Origin of the sequence: uncultured Chloroflexus sp. (assembly GCF_938091255.1) — a bacterium.
In the GTDB taxonomy this organism is placed as follows: domain Bacteria; phylum Chloroflexota; class Chloroflexia; order Chloroflexales; family Chloroflexaceae; genus Chloroflexus.
Map to the genome: position 1 here is coordinate 116,315 of NZ_CALLJH010000014.1, position 17,877 is coordinate 134,191.

Annotated in this window: 13 protein-coding genes; 10 read left to right on the plus strand and 3 right to left on the minus strand. The window is 59.4% G+C overall.

Features of this window, described 5'->3' with window-relative positions; genetic code table 11:
* The first annotated feature begins 28 nt into the window (after nt 1-28).
* Together Q1A00_RS06375 and Q1A00_RS06380 are read left to right on the plus strand one after the other, a co-directional pair.
* Nucleotides 29-1,033 (plus strand): ABC transporter permease, encoded by a 1,005-nt coding sequence (locus Q1A00_RS06375; RefSeq protein ID WP_298400463.1) that lies wholly within the window; start codon nt 29-31, stop codon nt 1,031-1,033.
* 200 nt (nt 1,034-1,233) lie between these two features.
* A complete protein-coding gene (locus Q1A00_RS06380) occupies nt 1,234-2,211 on the plus strand; it encodes an ABC transporter permease (RefSeq protein ID WP_298400460.1) in 978 nt (325 codons plus the stop codon).
* Between the two features lie 172 nt (nt 2,212-2,383).
* On the opposite strand, the gene Q1A00_RS06385 is transcribed toward Q1A00_RS06380, so the two are convergent.
* Both Q1A00_RS06385 and Q1A00_RS06390 read right to left on the minus strand, forming a co-directional pair.
* Nucleotides 2,384-3,553: an acyl-CoA dehydrogenase family protein gene (locus tag Q1A00_RS06385; protein WP_298400458.1), complete on the minus strand. Its 1,170-nt coding sequence runs from the start codon at nt 3,551-3,553 to the stop codon at nt 2,384-2,386.
* A 113-nt stretch (nt 3,554-3,666) separates the two neighbouring features.
* Nucleotides 3,667-5,409, minus strand: coding sequence for a CocE/NonD family hydrolase (locus tag Q1A00_RS06390; RefSeq protein WP_299755792.1), 1,743 nt, complete (start codon nt 5,407-5,409; stop codon nt 3,667-3,669).
* Nucleotides 5,410-6,168: 759 nt separating this feature from the next.
* Between Q1A00_RS06390 and Q1A00_RS06395 the strand changes: the two genes are divergently transcribed.
* The 8 genes from Q1A00_RS06395 (at nt 6,169) to Q1A00_RS06430 (ending at nt 15,406) form a co-directional block, all read left to right on the plus strand.
* On the plus strand, nt 6,169-6,420 hold the full coding sequence (locus tag Q1A00_RS06395; protein ID WP_298400456.1) for an FmdB family zinc ribbon protein: 252 nt from the start codon (nt 6,169-6,171) through the stop codon (nt 6,418-6,420).
* A 178-nt stretch (nt 6,421-6,598) separates the two neighbouring features.
* Entirely contained in the window at nt 6,599-7,369 is a 771-nt protein-coding gene (epsC, locus tag Q1A00_RS06400) for a serine O-acetyltransferase EpsC (protein WP_299755796.1), read from the plus strand.
* Nucleotides 7,370-7,408: 39 nt separating this feature from the next.
* Complete coding sequence (gene cysS, locus Q1A00_RS06405; RefSeq protein ID WP_298400451.1) at nt 7,409-8,827, plus strand: cysteine--tRNA ligase; 1,419 nt, start codon at nt 7,409-7,411, stop codon at nt 8,825-8,827.
* A 5-nt stretch (nt 8,828-8,832) separates the two neighbouring features.
* Nucleotides 8,833-9,816, plus strand: a complete 984-nt coding sequence (locus Q1A00_RS06410; protein WP_298400448.1) for a 50S ribosomal protein L11 methyltransferase — start codon at nt 8,833-8,835, stop codon at nt 9,814-9,816.
* Between the two features lie 111 nt (nt 9,817-9,927).
* On the plus strand, nt 9,928-10,962 hold the full coding sequence (locus tag Q1A00_RS06415) for a type I phosphomannose isomerase catalytic subunit (RefSeq protein ID WP_298400445.1): 1,035 nt from the start codon (nt 9,928-9,930) through the stop codon (nt 10,960-10,962).
* An 8-nt stretch (nt 10,963-10,970) separates the two neighbouring features.
* A complete protein-coding gene (locus Q1A00_RS06420) occupies nt 10,971-11,726 on the plus strand; it encodes a 16S rRNA (uracil(1498)-N(3))-methyltransferase (protein ID WP_298400442.1) in 756 nt (251 codons plus the stop codon).
* Nucleotides 11,727-11,739: 13 nt separating this feature from the next.
* Complete coding sequence (locus Q1A00_RS06425) at nt 11,740-13,074, plus strand: S41 family peptidase (protein WP_298400439.1); 1,335 nt, start codon at nt 11,740-11,742, stop codon at nt 13,072-13,074.
* A gap of 442 nt (nt 13,075-13,516) precedes the next feature.
* On the plus strand, nt 13,517-15,406 hold the full coding sequence (locus Q1A00_RS06430; RefSeq protein ID WP_298400436.1) for a protein kinase: 1,890 nt from the start codon (nt 13,517-13,519) through the stop codon (nt 15,404-15,406).
* 68 nt (nt 15,407-15,474) lie between these two features.
* On the opposite strand, the gene Q1A00_RS06435 is transcribed toward Q1A00_RS06430, so the two are convergent.
* Nucleotides 15,475-17,418: an ATP-dependent helicase gene (locus tag Q1A00_RS06435; RefSeq protein ID WP_298400432.1), complete on the minus strand. Its 1,944-nt coding sequence runs from the start codon at nt 17,416-17,418 to the stop codon at nt 15,475-15,477.
* Nucleotides 17,419-17,877: the final 459 nt, after the last annotated feature.

A 17,877-nucleotide genomic window follows, 5' to 3' on the forward strand; every position in this document is an offset into this window, starting at 1 on the left:
ACACCAGCGCTCAAAAGGGAAGAGTGGTATGACCGCTTACATTATCCGGCGCATCTTGTGGAATATTCCGGTGTTGATTATCGTTGGCTTTGTCACCTTCGGCATTGCCAAACTGACGCCGGGTGGCCCATTCGACACTCAACCCGAACGGCGCCAGCTCTCGCCGCGGGTCGAAGCGATTTTGCGCGAGCGGTTTGGGATGGATTTACCGTTTTGGCGCCAGTTTACCCGCTATATGTTTTTTGATGTCGTGCCCGATCCGAAAACCGGTGAATGGAAGATACAGTGGGGCGCGATTGCCGGCAATCTCGGCCCAACCTACTCATCGCGGGGGGCGCGCACGGTGCAGCAAGAGCTGTTTGAAGGCACGCCAACCCGGCCCAGCAAGTTTTATTACTCAGCCCGTTTAGGCGTGCAAGCCCTCTTGTTTGCGGTTATGTTCGGCATTCCGTTGGGCATTCTGGCTGCGCTGCGCCAAAATACGTGGCTCGATTACCTGCTCTCGTTGTCATCGACGATCTTCGTCGCGTTAGGGACGCTGATTACCAGTTTGATATTGGTCATCATTTTTGCCGTGATTCTTAACTGGTTTACGGTCATTCCCGATTGGAACGATCCAGTGAAGCCGTGGATTTTGCCGACGGTGGCGTTAGGCACAACCAGCATGGCGTTCATTGCTCGATTAACGCGGTCGAGTGTGCTCGAAGTGAAACGGCAAGACTACATTCGCACGGCGCAGGCGAAGGGCTTGGCCGGGCAGGTGATTGTCTGGCGTCACATGCTCAAAAATGCGCTGCTGCCGGTGGTGACGATTTTGGGTCCGGCGCTGGCCGGTTTGATTACTGGTACGCTGTTTGTCGAGACCATCTTTCAAGTACCCGGCATGGGGCGCACCTTTGTTGACGCGATCGGCAAGCGCGACTATTCGATGATTATGGCCGGGTCACTGATTTATGTCTTCTTTTTGGGGATTGCTAATCTCTTGGTCGATATTGCGTATGGCGTGCTTGATCCACGGATTAGCTATAAGTAATGGAGAGGAGCGAGGTAGCCAACCGCCTCTCTACGGTGCAGAGGGTTATCGGTTCGTGCGGGCCAGCGGCTCGCGCTCTCTGGGTGAATCGCTAAGGGTGATAGATGCCTGCGCATAGCAGACGGACGACCCAACGACCCGCGCTCTCTGCGCGAATCGCTGTGGTTCAGAGAGTTATAGGCTGAGAGCGAGGAACAGACGTGACGTCACCGGCCAAGTCGTTGACCAACCCGATCGATATTCAAGCTCTAAACACCAAACCGCGCAGTTTGTGGTCGGATGCGCTGGCCCGGCTGCGGCGCAATCGTGCAGCGATGGTTGGGTTGGTGGTGATTATCCTCTACGTGATCGTAGCGATTGCTGCGCCGTGGCTCGCACCGTATAACCCCGTTCAGCAAATTCCTAATAACAGCCTGCGCCCGCCGGCATGGGTAACGGATAACCCGGCTCGTATGGGAGTGCCTGAACATCTGCTCGGCACCGACACGTTGGGGCGCGATGTCTTGTCGCGGTTGATGTATGCTATCCGGGTATCGCTGATTGTGGGGATTGTGCCGCAGGTTGCGATTCTGCTGATCGGGGTGACAATTGGCCTGATTTCAGGTTTTGCTGGTGGGTGGCTTGATAATCTGCTCATGCGGTTTACCGAGATTGTGGCTGCCTTCCCCGATCTGTTGTTTATTATCGCGCTTTCGACGGCGTTCCGTGAGACGTGGCTCGGTCGCACGTTTAACGGGTTGCTGCTGATCTTTGTCGCTGTCTCGCTGGTGAGCTGGACAGGAATTGCCCGCTTGGTGCGCGGGCAGGTGCTGTCGCTGAAGGAGAAGGAGTTTGTCGAGGCGGCGCGGGCAATTGGGGTGCCGACGGCGGCGATCCTCTGGCGGCACATCTTGCCCAATACGCTGGCGCCGATTATTGTCTCGACCTCGTTTAGCATTCCGGCTTTGATCAGTGCCGAGGCGGTATTGACTATTCTGGGTGTTGGTATGCGGCCCTCGGTCGATCCCGATAATCCGTTTCCGACCAGTCTAGGAGTGATGTTGACTGAGGGATACAATAACCTGTCGTCGGGGCCGTGGTTGCTGAGCTTTCCGGTGGTCTTGATTGCAGGACTGATGTTGTCGTTTACCTTCCTCGGCGATGGGTTGCGGGATGCGTTAGATCCGCGAGAACGGTGATGGGTTTTGATAGATTGGGACGCTGCTCGCTTGGATGGCGTTTCGTTTGATGGATCCTATGCCGCTCTCAGTGTACGCTGGATGCTTACCTCTCCGCTATTGTTGACGAGATACACGGAAAGGTAGAGACCGTAGAGACGTAGCATTGCTACGTCTCTACGGTGTAGGCGAGTTAGTACAGCCGGATTTTGTAGCCAACCTGCTTCAGCAATTCGCTGGCGATCACGTGCTTTTGAATTTCGTTGGTGCCCTCGAAGATGCGGGTGACGCGGGCATCGCGGTACATACGCTCAAGCGGTAACTCGCGCGAGAAACCCATCCCGCCGTGGATTTGGATTGCTTCGTCAATAATCTGGCTGGCCATCTCGGTACAGTAGAGTTTGACGATACTGCTTTCGAGCGTCGCTGGCTGGCCGGCGTCAACCCGGCGAGCGCAGTCGTAGACGATCTGTTCCATTGTGTAGAGCTTCATCGCCATCTCAGCCAGTTTAAACTGGAGAGCTTGGAATTCGGCGATCGGGCGGCCAAACTGGTGGCGGGTAACCATATACTTGCGGCTCAGCTCGAAGGCTTCCTTCGCCGAACCGATACTGCTGGCGCCCAAACCGCAGCGACCGATGTCAAGCGTGCGCATCGCGAGCGGGAAGCCCATGCCAACCTGACCTAGCACATTCTCGGCCGGAACGCGGCAATCCTCGAAATAGAGGCTGGCGGTATGCGAGGCGCGCAACCCCATCTTTTCTTCGATCTTGCCAACGCGGAAACCGGGCATATTCTTCTCGACGATGAAGGCGGTGATGCCGCCGCGCGCGCCGAGATTTTTGTCGGTCACGGCATGAACGACGATCACGTCGGCGAAGCTGCCGTTGGTAATCCACATCTTCTGGCCGTTGATAATCCACTCATCGCCGCGGCGCTCGGCGGTGGTCTGGATGTGGGCGGCATCTGAGCCGGCATTTGGTTCGGTGAGTGCCCACGCGCCCCACATACGCCCTTCGATTAACGCGCGCAGGTAGGTCTCCTTTTGCTGCTCGGTACCGCCGAGATAGATGCTCATCGCCGCCAATTGAGAATGGGCGCCGATGATGGTGGCGTGGCTGGCGCAGGCCCGGTTAAGCTCTTCCATCAGCACGCAGTAGCCGGTGATACCGAGTTCGAGGCCGCCATAGCGCTCGGGAAAGGGGACACCGAGCAGGCCTAAGTCAGCGGCCTTCTTCAGCGTCTCGAACGGTACGCGCTCTTCTTCGTCAATGGCGCGGGCAATCGGGCGGATCTCCTTGTCGACAAATTCGCGTACCGTCTGGCGTAACATCTTGATTTCTGGGCTGTGCTCGTACTCCATTGTGGGTGTGCTCCTTTGCTTGTTGATGACCAATACAAAACGTGTTAGGACGCATAACAGAGTGTCGATGGGACACCTGACCGGGTGCCGACAGGGCACACCGTGATGTGTCCCTACGGTTGTGGGGAGTGCGGTGTGTCAACTACCGGCAACACCACTGCCGACGGATGATCAGCGTCGTGGCAAATGCGGTGCTCGATGACCGGGCCGCCTCGTCCTTGCCCATACGGGCAATCGTCGCCGGGGTGTGCCCCCCAGCGTGGGTTGCCGCCACCGGCAATCTGGACACGCAGGCGGTGGCCGGCGCGGAAACGTTGGGCGGTGGCAGTGAGATCAATCTCGATCCGGCGTGTACCGTCAGGCTGGACATCGCCAACGCCGGGTCGCACGCGCACGATGCCGTCGCAGATATTGATGCTGCGCCCATCGGGGTAAACATCGCAGAGACGGCCAACCAGATCGAAGAAGGGATGATCGGTACAAATATAGACGCACAGGCGCACCGGCCCGATCACATCGAGATCAGCCGCCAGCGGCGGGCTAGTGAAGGTTAGCACATCGGGCCGCGCTTCGAGCGGGCGCTGGTCGCGGGGGCCGCCCTGTGCGCTAAGCACCGCGCCGCCGATGGCTGGGGTCGGATCGGCAGGATCGTAGTGAAAGCGGCTGGGCGGTGCGCCGGTGGGTGGTGCTTGGCGAGCAAGACTGCGATCGGGTTGCAAGCAATAGCGCGTCATAGTGGCCGGTGGCGGCCAGAAATCCATCTCGTGCCACTCGTGGCTGCCCATCAGGGCGATGCGTACCGGACGACGGGCTAACAGCTCGCGTTGGTCTTTCAAATGAGCATCAAACCACCATAACCCTTCGCGCAGTCCTTCAAAGACCAGCGCCAGATCGGTATGCGCGCGCGGCAAGACGGTTAGGTAAGGGCGTTTGCCGGCGGCAACCAAGGCAGCGTAGTCGGTCAACTGGCCGGGGAGGAAGATGTCGTACCAGCCGGCGACCAGATGGACGGCAGCGTTGATCCGGTGCAACGAGCGGTGGTAATCAACCTGCGACCAGTACGGCCCGTATGGATCAGGATCGCGCAACCAACGTTGGAAAAAGGGCACTGAAGCGCCGGTCGCCAGTGCATCGGCGGCAGCGTAGGGTTGATGATGAAGAGCACGACTTAGGATCCGCTCGCGCAAGACGAATAAGCGCCAGAGTGCTGACGGATCAAGCCGTTGGCGTTGGCGATTGGTTGCAGCGATGAGAAAGACCCACCGCAATGTTGATTCGAGCGCGAACGCGCCGCCGGGGTAGAAGAGCGATGAAAAGCGGGCGCTGGTAACAATCGGCACAATCGCTTTGAGGTAGGGCGGCCCGTCGATCGCTGGCCCCCATTGAGTATAGCCAACGTAGCTCGGCCCCCAGAGACCGAGACTCCCGTCGAACCATGGTTGTTCGCCGATCCATGCCACTGTTGCCCGGCCATCGGCGGCTTCGTTGACGAACGGCTCAAACACACCTTCCGAGCGGTAGCGCCCGCGCACGCTCTGCACGATCACGTTGTAGCCGCGTTCGGCAAAAAGCATGCAACCGGTGTGTTCAAAGATGCCCAGCGGCCCCAATTCACTGGGGCGGCCGTAAGGGGTGCGGATCAGGATGGTGGGATGGGGGCCGCCATCGCGGGGTGCGTAGCGGTCGGCGTAGAGCACAACGCCATCGGGCATGCGGATGGGTATGTCACGGGTGACGGCCACCCGGTGCTCGGCGGGGCGCAAACCGAGCAGGCGGGCGAGCAAGGGGCGACGAACCGCAAATACGGTTGCTGCTGTCACCCCAGCTCCGGCCAGAGACCATCCAAGCCAACGCATGCGCCACTCCGCTCTGATGAATTTATAACACACTGCGTCATAGATGATACCATGCACAAGAGGGGTATGTCAATGATGGGGAATAGGGCGAGGAATGAACGAATAGGGGAACGAATGACAAGTACGCTATTCCTCACCCCTCTCCCCACGGGGGAGAGGGCCGGGGTCAGAGAGCACAGGAATGGGGGCACAGCGGTGCTGCCCCTCTGTCGTTCACTATTCACTACCTTCAGCCGGAGATTGCCTCGGGGGCTGCGTCCCCTCGCAATGACAAAAGAGCGCATCCTCCTCTCACCTACTTTCCCCTGCGGGGAGTGGGTCGGCGGGAGGGGGGGCTTCTATCCCGTCCGGCAAGGTCACACGGAGGGCGGGATGAAAGCCGTCCTCCGTTGCGAGTGGCTATCACCCCTGCGCGGCATCCCCACACCCCGCATTCATCCCCCGTCTGGGCAAGGTCACATAGAGGGCGGAATAAGTTCCGCTCTCCATTCGTTTCTCTTCGGGAAGTCGGGTAACGAGATGGTCAGGGGTGGGCGGCATGAATTCCGCTCTCCGTTCGTTTCTCTCCAAGGGGGAGAGCGGGTAAGAATGGTATTGAACGCAAGGGTTGAGTAAAATCGGTGATGTAACGAGGCGACTGGGTGTCCTGCTTCGACCTCCATGATCTAACACTCCTCTTATTGCGCATGTTGACGCTCTGGGGTACAATACAGAACGTGATATGTCAAACAACTACGCAATGGAGGTAGGAAGCGCGCTATGCCAACCTACGTATACGCCTGTGATGCCTGTGGCAAGCAGTTTGAACAATTCCAAAGCTTCAAAGACGAGCCGCTGACCGTCTGCCTGTGCGGCCAGCAAGGCCGGGTGCGCCGGGTGATTCAGCCGGCGGGCATTGTTTTCAAAGGGTCAGGCTGGTACATTACCGATAGCCGTGGCGCGAGCAGCGGCTCAGTAACAGGCAGCGACTCGAGCAAAGGTGACAAGAGTGACTCGTCAAGCGACGACTAAATCGTTCGCCTCCTTCCCCCTTCCATTCCCCGGATGCTACTGTCGCTAGGGGCGCTGCCCTACTTGGCGGCGCCCCGGCATGTATGCCCGCCGGGTTCGCGCATCGTTGCGCGCTTCCGGCGCTCTCTCGTTATACCCTTCAGCGGTTAGCAGTTATATTATTCGCCGGAGCAATCCGATGCGTCTGTCACATGCTCTCTGTGTGTTGCGCGACGATATTCGCGCCATTTTTCGTAATGATCCGGCTGCACGCAACTTGGCCGAGGTCTTGCTCTACCCCGGCCTGCACGCGATAATTCTGCACCGTCTGGCCCATGCCCTCTACCGGCGCGAGATTCCGTTCATTCCGCGGCTGATCTCGCAGATCAGCCGTTTTCTGACCGGAATCGAGATTCACCCCGGCGCGCGGATCGGGCGCGGTTTCTTCATTGATCACGGTATGGGGGTCGTCATCGGTGAGACAACCGAAATCGGCGATTGGGTGATGCTCTATCAAGGGGTGACGCTCGGCGGCACCGGTAAACAGACCGGCAAGCGCCACCCAACCGTTGAAGACGACGTGGTGATCGGCGTGGGGGCGATCGTGTTGGGAGCGATCAGGATCGGGCGTGGGGCACGCATTGGCGGCGGCGCGGTGGTGGTTAAAGACGTGCCGCCCCATTCGACGGCGGTCGGCGTGCCGGCGCGCATCGTGGCCCGCCGCGATCCGGTGACCGGCCAGTCGCGCCGGGTTGAGCAATTACCCGACCCCGAAGGCGAAATGCTGCGTTGCCTGCACGACAAGGTGCTAGAGTTGGAAATGCGCATTGCCGATCTCGAAGCCGAGACGCACGTACATCACGAAGAGCATCGCTTGAGATACGACGCATTGCCTGATCAGCTCTGGCAAACGTTGCTGGATGAAACGCCGTCGGTTGAAGAAGAGTATAATCAAGGCGCGGGCATTTGAACGGACACGGCCCGCCGCAGTGCGAGATAGCGAGTTGGTATGGCGATTCAGCTTTACAATACCCTGACCCGGCGGCTTGAACCGCTGGAGACAATCGAGCCGGGTGTGGTGCGGATGTATGTCTGCGGGGTGACACCGTATGACGAAGCGCATATCGGCCACGCGATGTCAGCGATCGTCTTCGACATGATCCGCCGTTACCTTGAGTTTCGTGGCTATCAGGTGCGGCATATCGTCAACTTCACCGATATTGATGACAAGGTGATCGCGCGCGCGAACGCGATGGGCCAAGACCCGCTAGCGTTGTCAGGTCAATATGCTGCCGAGTTTTTGGCCCAGTTGCAGGCGATGAATGTCTTACCGGCGACGGCTTACCCGCGGGTTTCAACCACGATGCCGGGAATCATCGCTTTTGTGCAGGGCTTGATCGAGCGCGGCTACGCTTATGTGGTCGATGGCGATGTCTACTTCCGGGTCCAGCGCGACGAAGACTACGGCAAGTTGTCGGGCCGGTCGCTCGACGAGATGCTAAGTGGCACCCGCTTTGAGGTTGATCCGCGCAAGGAATCGCCGGCTGATTTTGCCCTCTGGAAGGCGTCTCGTCCCGGCGAGCCGGCGTGGGATAGCCCGTGGGGGCCGGGCCGACCGGGGTGGCACATTGAGTGCTCGGCAATGGCGATGGAGCACCTCGGCCCGCAGATTGACATTCACGGCGGCGGCACCGACCTGATCTTCCCGCATCACGAGAACGAAATCGCTCAGAGCGAGAGCCTGACCGGCCAGCCGTTCGCCCGCTACTGGGTGCATAACGGTATGCTGCAATTGGTGAACCCGCAGACCCGGCAGGTTGAGAAGATGTCGAAGTCGCTGGGGAATGTGGTGACGATCGCCGATTTTCTTAGCCGCTACGATGCCGATGTCTTCCGGCTGATCGTCTTGAGCAGCTCGTACCGTAGCCCGCTGACCTATAACGACGAGATTGCCGCCGACAACCAGCGCAAGCTTGAGCGGTTGCTCTCGGCGTTAGCGCCGGCGACCGGCAATGTGCATGAGGGGCCGGCAGTGACGGCGCTGCGCGACGCTGCCGCCATTGCTCGCGAGCGGTTTATCGCCGCGATGGACAACGACTTCAACAGTCCGGCGGCGCTGGCGGCGTTGTTTGATCTAGTGCGGGCGATCAATGCGGCGCGCGACGCCGGCCTTGCCGCCGAAGAGTTGGCAGTTGGCCAACAGACGCTGCGCGAACTGGCTGGTGTGCTCGGTTTGCGGCTCCAGCCGCGCCAAGCGCGTGCTGCCGCCGAAGCGACCCCGTTTATCGAGCTGTTGATCGAGGTGCGCGGCGAGCTGCGCAAAGCCAAGCAGTTCGCGCTGGCCGATCTCGTGCGCAACCGGCTGGCTGATCTCGGAGTCACGCTGGAAGACGGGCCGCAGGGCACGCGCTGGAAGTGGCAAGGATGAGCGGTATGGAAACGCCAAACACGTGGCTTGAAATCGCGGTTGAAGTCGAGCCAGAGGTCGTTGAAACCGTCTCTGAGATACTGGCACGCTACGGCTACAACGGCGGCGTGGTGGTGGAACAAGGCTGGATCGCCGGCGATGAAGGGCCAGAGTTCCAATATGACCCCAACCGGCCAGTCTGGCTGCGCACGTATCTGCCGCTCGACGCGCAGGTCGAAGAGACGCGCCAGCGGATCGAGCACGCCCTCTGGCATGTTAGTCAAATCCGCCCGCTGAGGCCAATCCAGACGAGGACTATCGCCGAAGAGGATTGGGCAAACGCTTGGAAACAGTTCTACCCGGTACTGCGGATTGGTGCGCGAACAGTGATCGTGCCGTCGTGGCTCGAATACAAACCCCAACCGGACGACATCGTGCTCTTGCTTGATCCGGGGATGGCGTTTGGTACCGGCTTGCACCCCACTACCAAACTCTGTCTGCAACTGCTCGAACGGCTGGTGCAACCCGGCCAGCAGGTGCTTGATCTGGGCACTGGATCGGGCATCTTGGCGATTGCGGCGGCCAAGTTGGGGGCCGGCGCGGTGCTGGCGCTCGACAATGACCCGATTGCGGTGCGGGTCGCGCAGGAGAATGTCGCGCGCAATCAGGTGGGTGACAGTGTAACGGTAGCTGAGGGCAGCCTTGGGGCTGGGCAAGTGATGGGGCACTGGCTATCGGGCGATTTTGGCCCGGCAACGCCTGACCCGGCGCTGAGCGCAACGACTCCGCACGCTGCCTTTGATCTCATTGCTGCCAACCTGATTGCCAAAGTGCTCGTGCTGTTAGCGCCGGATTTAGCGGCGGCGCTCAAACCCGGCGGTTATTTAGTGAGTAGTGGTATTATTGACATAAAAGAGGCGGATGTCGTGGCGGCATTTGCTGCCGCCGGGTTGCGGCAGGTTGAACGGTATGTCGAAGGTGAATGGGTAGCGCTGGTACATACACGGTGATGGTGGGGCATACGTAGAGCCGCACAGCCGTGCGGCTCTATAAAAGCCGCACAGTAATGGATTACAATGGTGATAGAGCCGCACGGCCGTGTGGCAATACAGGGTATTAGCATGAGCGGGTTGTATCCAATTGTGTGCGAGCCGCGGCTGGTAGAGCCGATCTGGGGCGGGCAACGGCTGGCGCCATGGCTGGAATTGCCGCCGCCGCACCCCGAACGGCTCGGCGAGATTTGGCTGGTCTTTGATAGCAATCGGGTCAGCAATGGGCCATTGGCTGGCGCAACGATGGCCGAATTGGTGCGCGCGTATGGCGCGGCGTTGATAGGCACGAGGCCGTTTGCGCGCTACGGGGCCGACCTGCCACTGCTGGCTAAATTTATCGACGCTGCCGACCGGCTCTCGGTGCAGGTGCATCCTGACGACGAGTATGCCCACACCGTTGAGGCGCATACCGGCTTCCACGGCAAAACCGAGGCGTGGTACATTCTGGACGCTGAACCGGGGGCGACGGTGACGCTGGGTATGCGTGCGCCGGCAGAGCGGGAGGCGTTGGCAGCGGCGATTGCCGATGGCACGGTGGAAGAGCTGCTTGCCCAACAACCGGTCAGCGCCGGTGATTTGATCTTTGTGCCAGCAGGGACGATTCATGCGATTAATGCTGGGATTATGCTGTTTGAAATCCAGCAAAAATCGGATCTGACCTATCGGCTCTACGACTACAACCGGCGCGATGCGCGCACTGGCCAGCCACGCGAGCTGCATATCGAACAGGCGCTGGCGGTGAGCCGGCGTGAACCGGCTGCCACTGCGCAGCTCCGGCCTCTGCCGCTCGACGAGCAGCGGGATCTGTTGGTAGCCTGCACATCATTTGCGTTGGAACGCTGGCGGGTGCAGGACAGCCTCAGCGCCGCTACCGATCCCGGTTCGTTAGAGATTTTGACCGTGATTGCCGGGACGGTGCAACTGGTGTGGGGCAAGGAAACGCTTGAGTTGCGGCGGGGTGCAGCAGTGGTATTGCCGGCAATGCTAGGAGCATACCGGATTGCAGCGAGTGACGCCACTTTGTTGCGTTCATACATCCCCGATCTCACAGCATTACTCGCTATGGCCGGCGCTGCATCCGGCGCCGCCCCGATTTTTCTGTAGATACTGCCGTGGACAACGCAACAACGATACCCAATACCCGGCGCTTCTTCGTTGATCCAGCATGGTTGCGATCTGATCAGATCGAGATTGATGACCCGGCGCTGGTGCATCAGTGGGGCAGGGTATTGCGGCTCGGCGCCGGCGATCGGGTGTTATTGCTTGATGGGCAAGGGTGGGCAGCAGTGGTTGAGATTGCCGCGGTCGATCGTAAACGAGCGCGCGGTCAAGTAATAGCCCGTTGCCAAGCCAGCGGCGAACCAGCCATTGCCTTCGATCTCTATCTGGCTTTGATTCGACCAGAGCGGTTTGAATGGGCATTGCAAAAAGCGGTAGAGTTGGGTGCGCGCCGGATCGTGCCGGTGGCGTTTGCCCGCTCACTGCCTAGTGATCGGGCTGATGAGCGCCGGCTGGCCCGTTGGCAACGGATCGCCACTGAAGCTGCTGAGCAATCGGCTCGGGGCCGGATTCCGGCGATCGCAGCGCCCCAACCATTCGTAGCGGCGCTGGCTGAGAGCATCACCGCCGATCTGGCCATCTTGCTCGATGAACGGGCAAGCATCCATCTGCGTGATCTGGTTGGCACCCACGCAACAGCGCGCCAAATCGCGATATTCTCAGGGCCGGAAGGTGGTATTGATCCGACTGAGCGGGAGATGGCGCTTGGGCATGGGTTGCATCCTGTCTCGTTGGGGCCGCGAATCTTGCGTGCTGAAACCGCACCGCTGGCAGCGTTGGCGATGCTGCAATACGCACTTCACAGCTAGAAAAGGCTGTTCCATGGAACGGGCTTGGGTCATTATCGGCAAAATCACGCAATGGGTTGCCGTGATCGCAGTCGCCTTCCTTGGTGGTTGGATCACCGGGCGAATTGTCGGCGTCTCGCCGATTGATGTCTTCATTACCGGCGTCTCGAATGCCGACGCACGGCTGCTCACTCCCGGCGACCGGCGCCAACAATTTGCCGTCTTTTGGGATGTCTGGGATTTGGTGGAGGGCAACTTCTACCAACCCGAAGCGATCAATCGCCAGCGTATGGTCTACGGCGCCATCCGAGGCATGCTAGCAACGCTCGACGATCCCTATACCTATTTCCAAGAGCCGGAAGAGGCGCGCCAAAACCGCGATTCGATGGAAGGACGCTTTGAAGGGATTGGTGCCTATTTGCGGGTGGAAAACGGCCAAATCATCATCGACCGCCCGATTCGCAACTCGCCTGCCGAACAAGCTGGCTTGCAACCGGGTGACATTATCGTCGCGGTAGACGACCAACCGCTGGCTGAGTTGATTGCCGGATTGGACGACAAAGATGCTAGCGCCCGTGCAGTCAGTCTCATTCGCGGCCCGGCGGGCACTGTGGTGCGTTTGACCATCCGCCGGCCTGCTGACGATCGTGTCTTTACCGTCACCATCACTCGCGCCGCCATCCCGCTGATTACCGTTCATCACGCCCTCTTACCCGACGAGATCGCGTACATCCAGATCACCGAGTTCAAAGCGAGCACAACCGAACTCCTTGACCAAGCCATCGCCGAACTACGCCCGCAACAACCACGCGCGATCGTGCTCGATCTACGCAATAATTCAGGCGGCTTCCTAACCACGGCGCAGGAGGTGTTGGGCCGGTTTTACGACGGAGTCGCGCTCTATGAAGAGGAGCGTGGCGGCGTGAACAAAGAATTGCGCACAATTGTCGCCCCTGCCGATCGCCGGCTATACGGCATTCCAATGGTCGTGCTGGTTAATGGCGGATCGGCCAGCGCTGCCGAGGTGGTAGCGGGCGCGTTGCGCGATGCGCGCCCGAACACCGTATTGCTCGGTGAGAAGACCTTTGGCAAGGGATCGGTACAAAACATCTATACGCTGCGGGATGGTAGCAGCGTGCGGATTACGATTGCGCGCTGGATTACGCCGGAGGGTGAGGCGATTAATGGGGTCGGGATTACGCCAGAGCACATTGTGTTGGCGTCGAATGAAGCGGAATATGCCGCGCCATGCGTGCCTGACCGACCAGAGGATAGTAGCTGCGCTGATGCGCAACTCTATTGGGCACTGAAGTTGTTGCGTGAAGGTGTGGCGCCGCCGGCGGTGACCGAAACAGTAACGGCCCCTTAAGGGGCCGTACACCGGGCGGCGGGCTAAGGGGCAAGCGCGAGGAAGCGGCAGACACCTTGCCGCGTGGGGCAGAAATTGGGGAGGCAGAGATCCTGACTGGCAGGTAGGACGTGGATGTACGACATCGCATGTCCAATCTCTCAGGCAGCCCGCCACCAATCGGCACAGTTTTAGTATAGCAATGACGCAGTGCAGAAAAAGAGAATGGGCGGCTACTGCTGGTAGCGATTTGGTCACTGTTGTACGATTTTTTCGTTTCAATCAGGGCTGTGGGTGGCAACACCCGATTGACGGGCAAGGTACAATAATAACAAACAAATGTTCTACTAACGATGCATAGTGAGTGAGAGTCGCTGATGCATCAAATGACGATCCTATCGCGGCAACCAACACTGTTTTGTGTTTTTCTGCGGCTATACACAACGACGATGCTGAGGTGGCTATGAGTACCCCACGCCCCACCATCCGCGGCGAACGACATAACGATACGAATGACCTTGAATTGCGCGACTACCGGTTGCACGAACAGGTTGGACAAGATGAGCTGTCAATCATCTACCGTGCCACGCACCAAACCCTCAACCGGCCGGTCTATGTTGCGATCTTACGCCGCCACGACTGGATTTCAAACAGCCGGTTTCAACTTGCCGCCCGGCTAGCAGCCAGCCTCAGCCACCCGCACCTGTTGCCGGTAATCGACGCCGGCCATGACGACCGCTACGGCGACTACATGGTGACGCCGTATATCGATGCCCGCCCGCTGAGCGACATCCTTGCCGAGGGCATACCCGATTTGTCGTTAGCGATGCGGATTATTAACCAGATGGCTGCTGCGCTCGATTATCTCCACGAGCAGCAGATTGTGCATCGTGATGTACAACCGGCCAACATTCTGGTCACGCCGCAAGGCAATGCCTATCTGACCAACCTGAGCCTTGCCGCAGCGCCCGATACACCGCTCGATCTGAGCACGTTGAGCGAGGCCGAGTATCTGACCCCCTACTCGGCGCCTGAGCTACACCTTACGCAGACCGAGGCGCATCCTGCGCTCGATATTTATAGTCTGGGAGCAGTTGCTTACCATCTGCTTAGCGGTGAATTGCCGCCGAGCGGCTTGATCGTTGAACTTGATCTGGCCGGTAAGTCGCCGGCGCTGGCACTGGCCGAACGGGCGCTGTTGCGGATGCTCTCGCCGCAGCCGAACTTGCGGTTTCCGACCGCTGGTGCAGCAGCGAATGCGCTCAGGCTCGCATTACGCACGTTGCTTGACCAGACCACGACCGACATGGAGGAGTCACGGTGGGAAACGTGCGCCGAGTGGTTTGAAAATCCGCTGGAATTGGCGCTCACCGCCGAGTTGGCGGATTTAGCTGAGCAGTTTAACCACTTCCTGACCGAGTCGCGGAAACGGGCAGATAACCTTCACCGGCGCGACTACCTGCGCAAATGGTTCAACCGTTGGAGCCGGCAGCATCCGTTTCGCCGCCAATCGCTCGGCCAACTGATCGAGTTTGAGACGATTGCTAGTTATAACATCTACTTCTACGAGCTGGAGGTATTGTACGAGTTTCGCACGTCGCCGAAGACGCAGATTCGCCCGATGCAGCTCGATGAGCGACCAATCGCTGAACCGGCGCTTGATTTGTGGAAGATGCAGTTACCGCCGCCAAAAGATTTTGCCTCGGAGGCGGGTGGCGACGTAGTCTTGCCGGGATCGCGGCGATTCTTTACCTGCCCCGATTGCCAAGGTTCGGGTCAAGTCCAGTGCTCGCAATGCCAAGGCAAAGGAATGATCAAGCCGCGAGCAAAGCAGGGCGAGCCTGATCCGGTCGAGCAGACGTGTACTCAATGCCGAGGTTATGGTAAAGTTCGCTGCGAGAAGTGTGCCGGCAATGGCAATTTGGTCGAAGAGAAGGTGTTTCATTGGTCACGCAAGGCGCTCGCGTATGAGAATAATGATGATAGCGAGGGATTGCCGCCTAGGGTGCAAGCATTGTTGCGCCAGCGCGCGCGTAAGGTGTACGAGGCGGAGATTGACCTTTATGATAGCCATTGGCAAAGTGCCGGGCCGCTGAGCGCGTTGATCGAAAAGGCGATCAAGGAAGCCGGTGAGCAGGGGCAGCCATTGCGGGCATTGTTACAGATCAAGGGCGCGATGGTGACGCAGATCAACGGCTTGCTTGACGAGCAAGAATGTGAGCTGTACCTCATCGGGCCAGATGAGACCTTGGTGAGCACGATTTCGCTATGGAATTGGGAACGGATTGCGCTGGTAGTGGTGCTGGCGTTGTTTGTGGTGATGGCGGTGGTGGTAGGGATCATCATGATTTAGGGCGCAGTGCGCTACGCCCGGACAAAGGCGGGGCGTCGCCTGCTAAAGCGCCGTGCGCTGCGTCCCTACTAGGGTGTCGCACGTGACGCCCCAGCTCGTTCGCGTCCGAAGGCGATAATTTCGTCGAGGAAGCGGGATGGCTTGAGGCGCTGGCCGCGGTTGCGGCTCGCCGTCCACGATAGATAGAGTCGTTCGGCGGCACGGGTGAGGGCAACGTAACATAACCGCCGCTCTTCCTCAAGGCTGGCCGGATCGCCGAGGCTGTGTTCGTGGGGCAGGGTGCCTTCCTCTAACCCAACCACAAACACAAATGGCCATTCAAGCCCTTTGGCGGCGTGAATCGTGAGCAGTTGCACCCGATCACGATCATCGTCGTCGTCGGTGTTGGTCATCAGCGCCACTTCCTGCAAAAACGAACCCAGCTCGGTATGCTCTTCGGCGGCGCGCAGCAACTCTTGCAGATGGGCGCGCGCTTCGGCCAGCTCTTCGGCGTCGAACCGTTCAGCCAGAGCAGCCATATAGCCACTCTGTTCCAGCACATCGGCCAATAGGTGATCGGGAGGCATCGTACCGGCGGCTAGTCGCCGCCAGCGTTGGAGGAGGGCAAACAGGCGGCGCGCGCCTTCAACCGCGCGCGGGCTGAGGCCGGGGATGGCAGTGGCGTGGCCGAGCGCCTCGCTGAGCGGGATCGAGTGGGCAGCCGCAAAGGCGGCGATGGTAGCCAGCGCCTGCCCGCCCAATCCGCGCGCCGGCACGTTGGCAATCCGGGTCAAGCTTAGGCTATCGGCAGGATTGGCAATACAGCGCAAATAGGCCAGCGCATCGCGCACTACAGCCCGGTCAAAAAAGCTGACCCCGCCGCGCACGACGTAGGGCAGGCGGGCATGTCGCAACGCCTGCTCAAGCGGGCGGCTCATATGACGGGTGCGGAAGAGCACCGCCACCTCGCGCAACCGACGGCCTTGCCGTTGCAGATCGGCAATCGAACGGGCCACCTGTTCGGCTTCTTCGCGGCTATCCTTGGCTTCGCTGATCAAGACACACCGCTCGGTGGCGACCGTCGCCGCAGCGCGTAGTTGCATTGGGGCTACGCTGCGGCTATGGCGAATGATGGCATAGGCCGCATCGAGGATCGGCTGGCGCGAGCGGTAATTGGTTGCTAACTCGATCACCTGCGCGTCGGGAAAATCGGTGGCAAAGCGACTGATAATACTGTGATCGGCATTGCGAAAACCGTAGATGCTCTGCATGGCATCGCCAACCACGAACAGCGAACGGGGCCGGTTGGCGGTTGGGCGGGTGAGCAGCTCGATCAGCGCGTGCTGGCTCGGATCGGTATCTTGATATTCATCCACCAACACGTGCGGCCAACGTTGCTGGTAGGTCGCAAGCAGATCAGGGTCTTCGCTGAGCAGGCGGTAGGCGGTGAGGATCAGGTCATCGAAATCGAGCGCGTTGGCTTGTTCGAGTGCGCGCTGGTAACGGCGGTAGCATGCGGCGACAAAGCGATCGAGTGGATCGGTGGCGAAGCGGGCCATCAATCGTGGCGTGAGCATGCGACTCTTGGCGCGAGAAATCAGGCGCAGGACCTCATCGGCCTCGATCATACGCGGCGGCGTTTCGGTGACACCGGCCAACGCCTCGGCAGCCAATTGCAACTGTTCATCGCCGGCGTAGATCGAGAACGACGCAGTATAACCCTTTAGCCGGCCTTCAATCGACTCGCGCAGCATGCGGGTGCAAACGGCGTGAAAGGTGCCGCTGGTCAGGCCGCGGATGCGCGTGCCGAGCAGACCGCGCAGCCGCTCGCGCATCTCGCGCGCCGCCTTATTGGTAAAGGTGACGGCCAATATCTGCGACGGCGACACGCCGTAATGGGTGATCAAATAAGCAATGCGCAGGGTCAGCACGCGCGTCTTGCCGCTGCCCGCACCGGCCTTGACCAGCACCGGCCCAATTGGCGCGGTGACTGCGGCGCGCTGGGCTGGATTGAGATGGTTGAGCTGTTCCATGGCTTGTCCAGTTCACCGGTCTGAATGGTCTGCCGGCTGGGTATTATACCAGACGGGTGAGGGGGCTCGCGTGGCAATCATAGTGGAACAATGTTTCTGTGCTCGCATACTTGGGTGATGAAAGGAGGGGATGTGATGAGGACCATGGCTGTTGGAAGCGGTGATACATCTAAAAACGCTATACTATCGAGCCGGATATAACTCGTGTACGGGGGAAACAGGGAAAACCTTGCCGAGCAGTATGAAACGGCTGAGTATCTTCGCTGTAGTGCGAGTGCGTCTTACATCCACGATTACCGAAAAGACAACGATAATAGCGTTGTCGGTAGATGGAAGACTCATCGGGTCGTATGGCATCTTCTTGGCGCAAGCGAGATATGGTAGCATAGCCGTGAATGGCCCCTCGTACCTCATCGCTGTTTGTACAAGTGGTTGTTGCCAAACATCAAGGAGTCACCC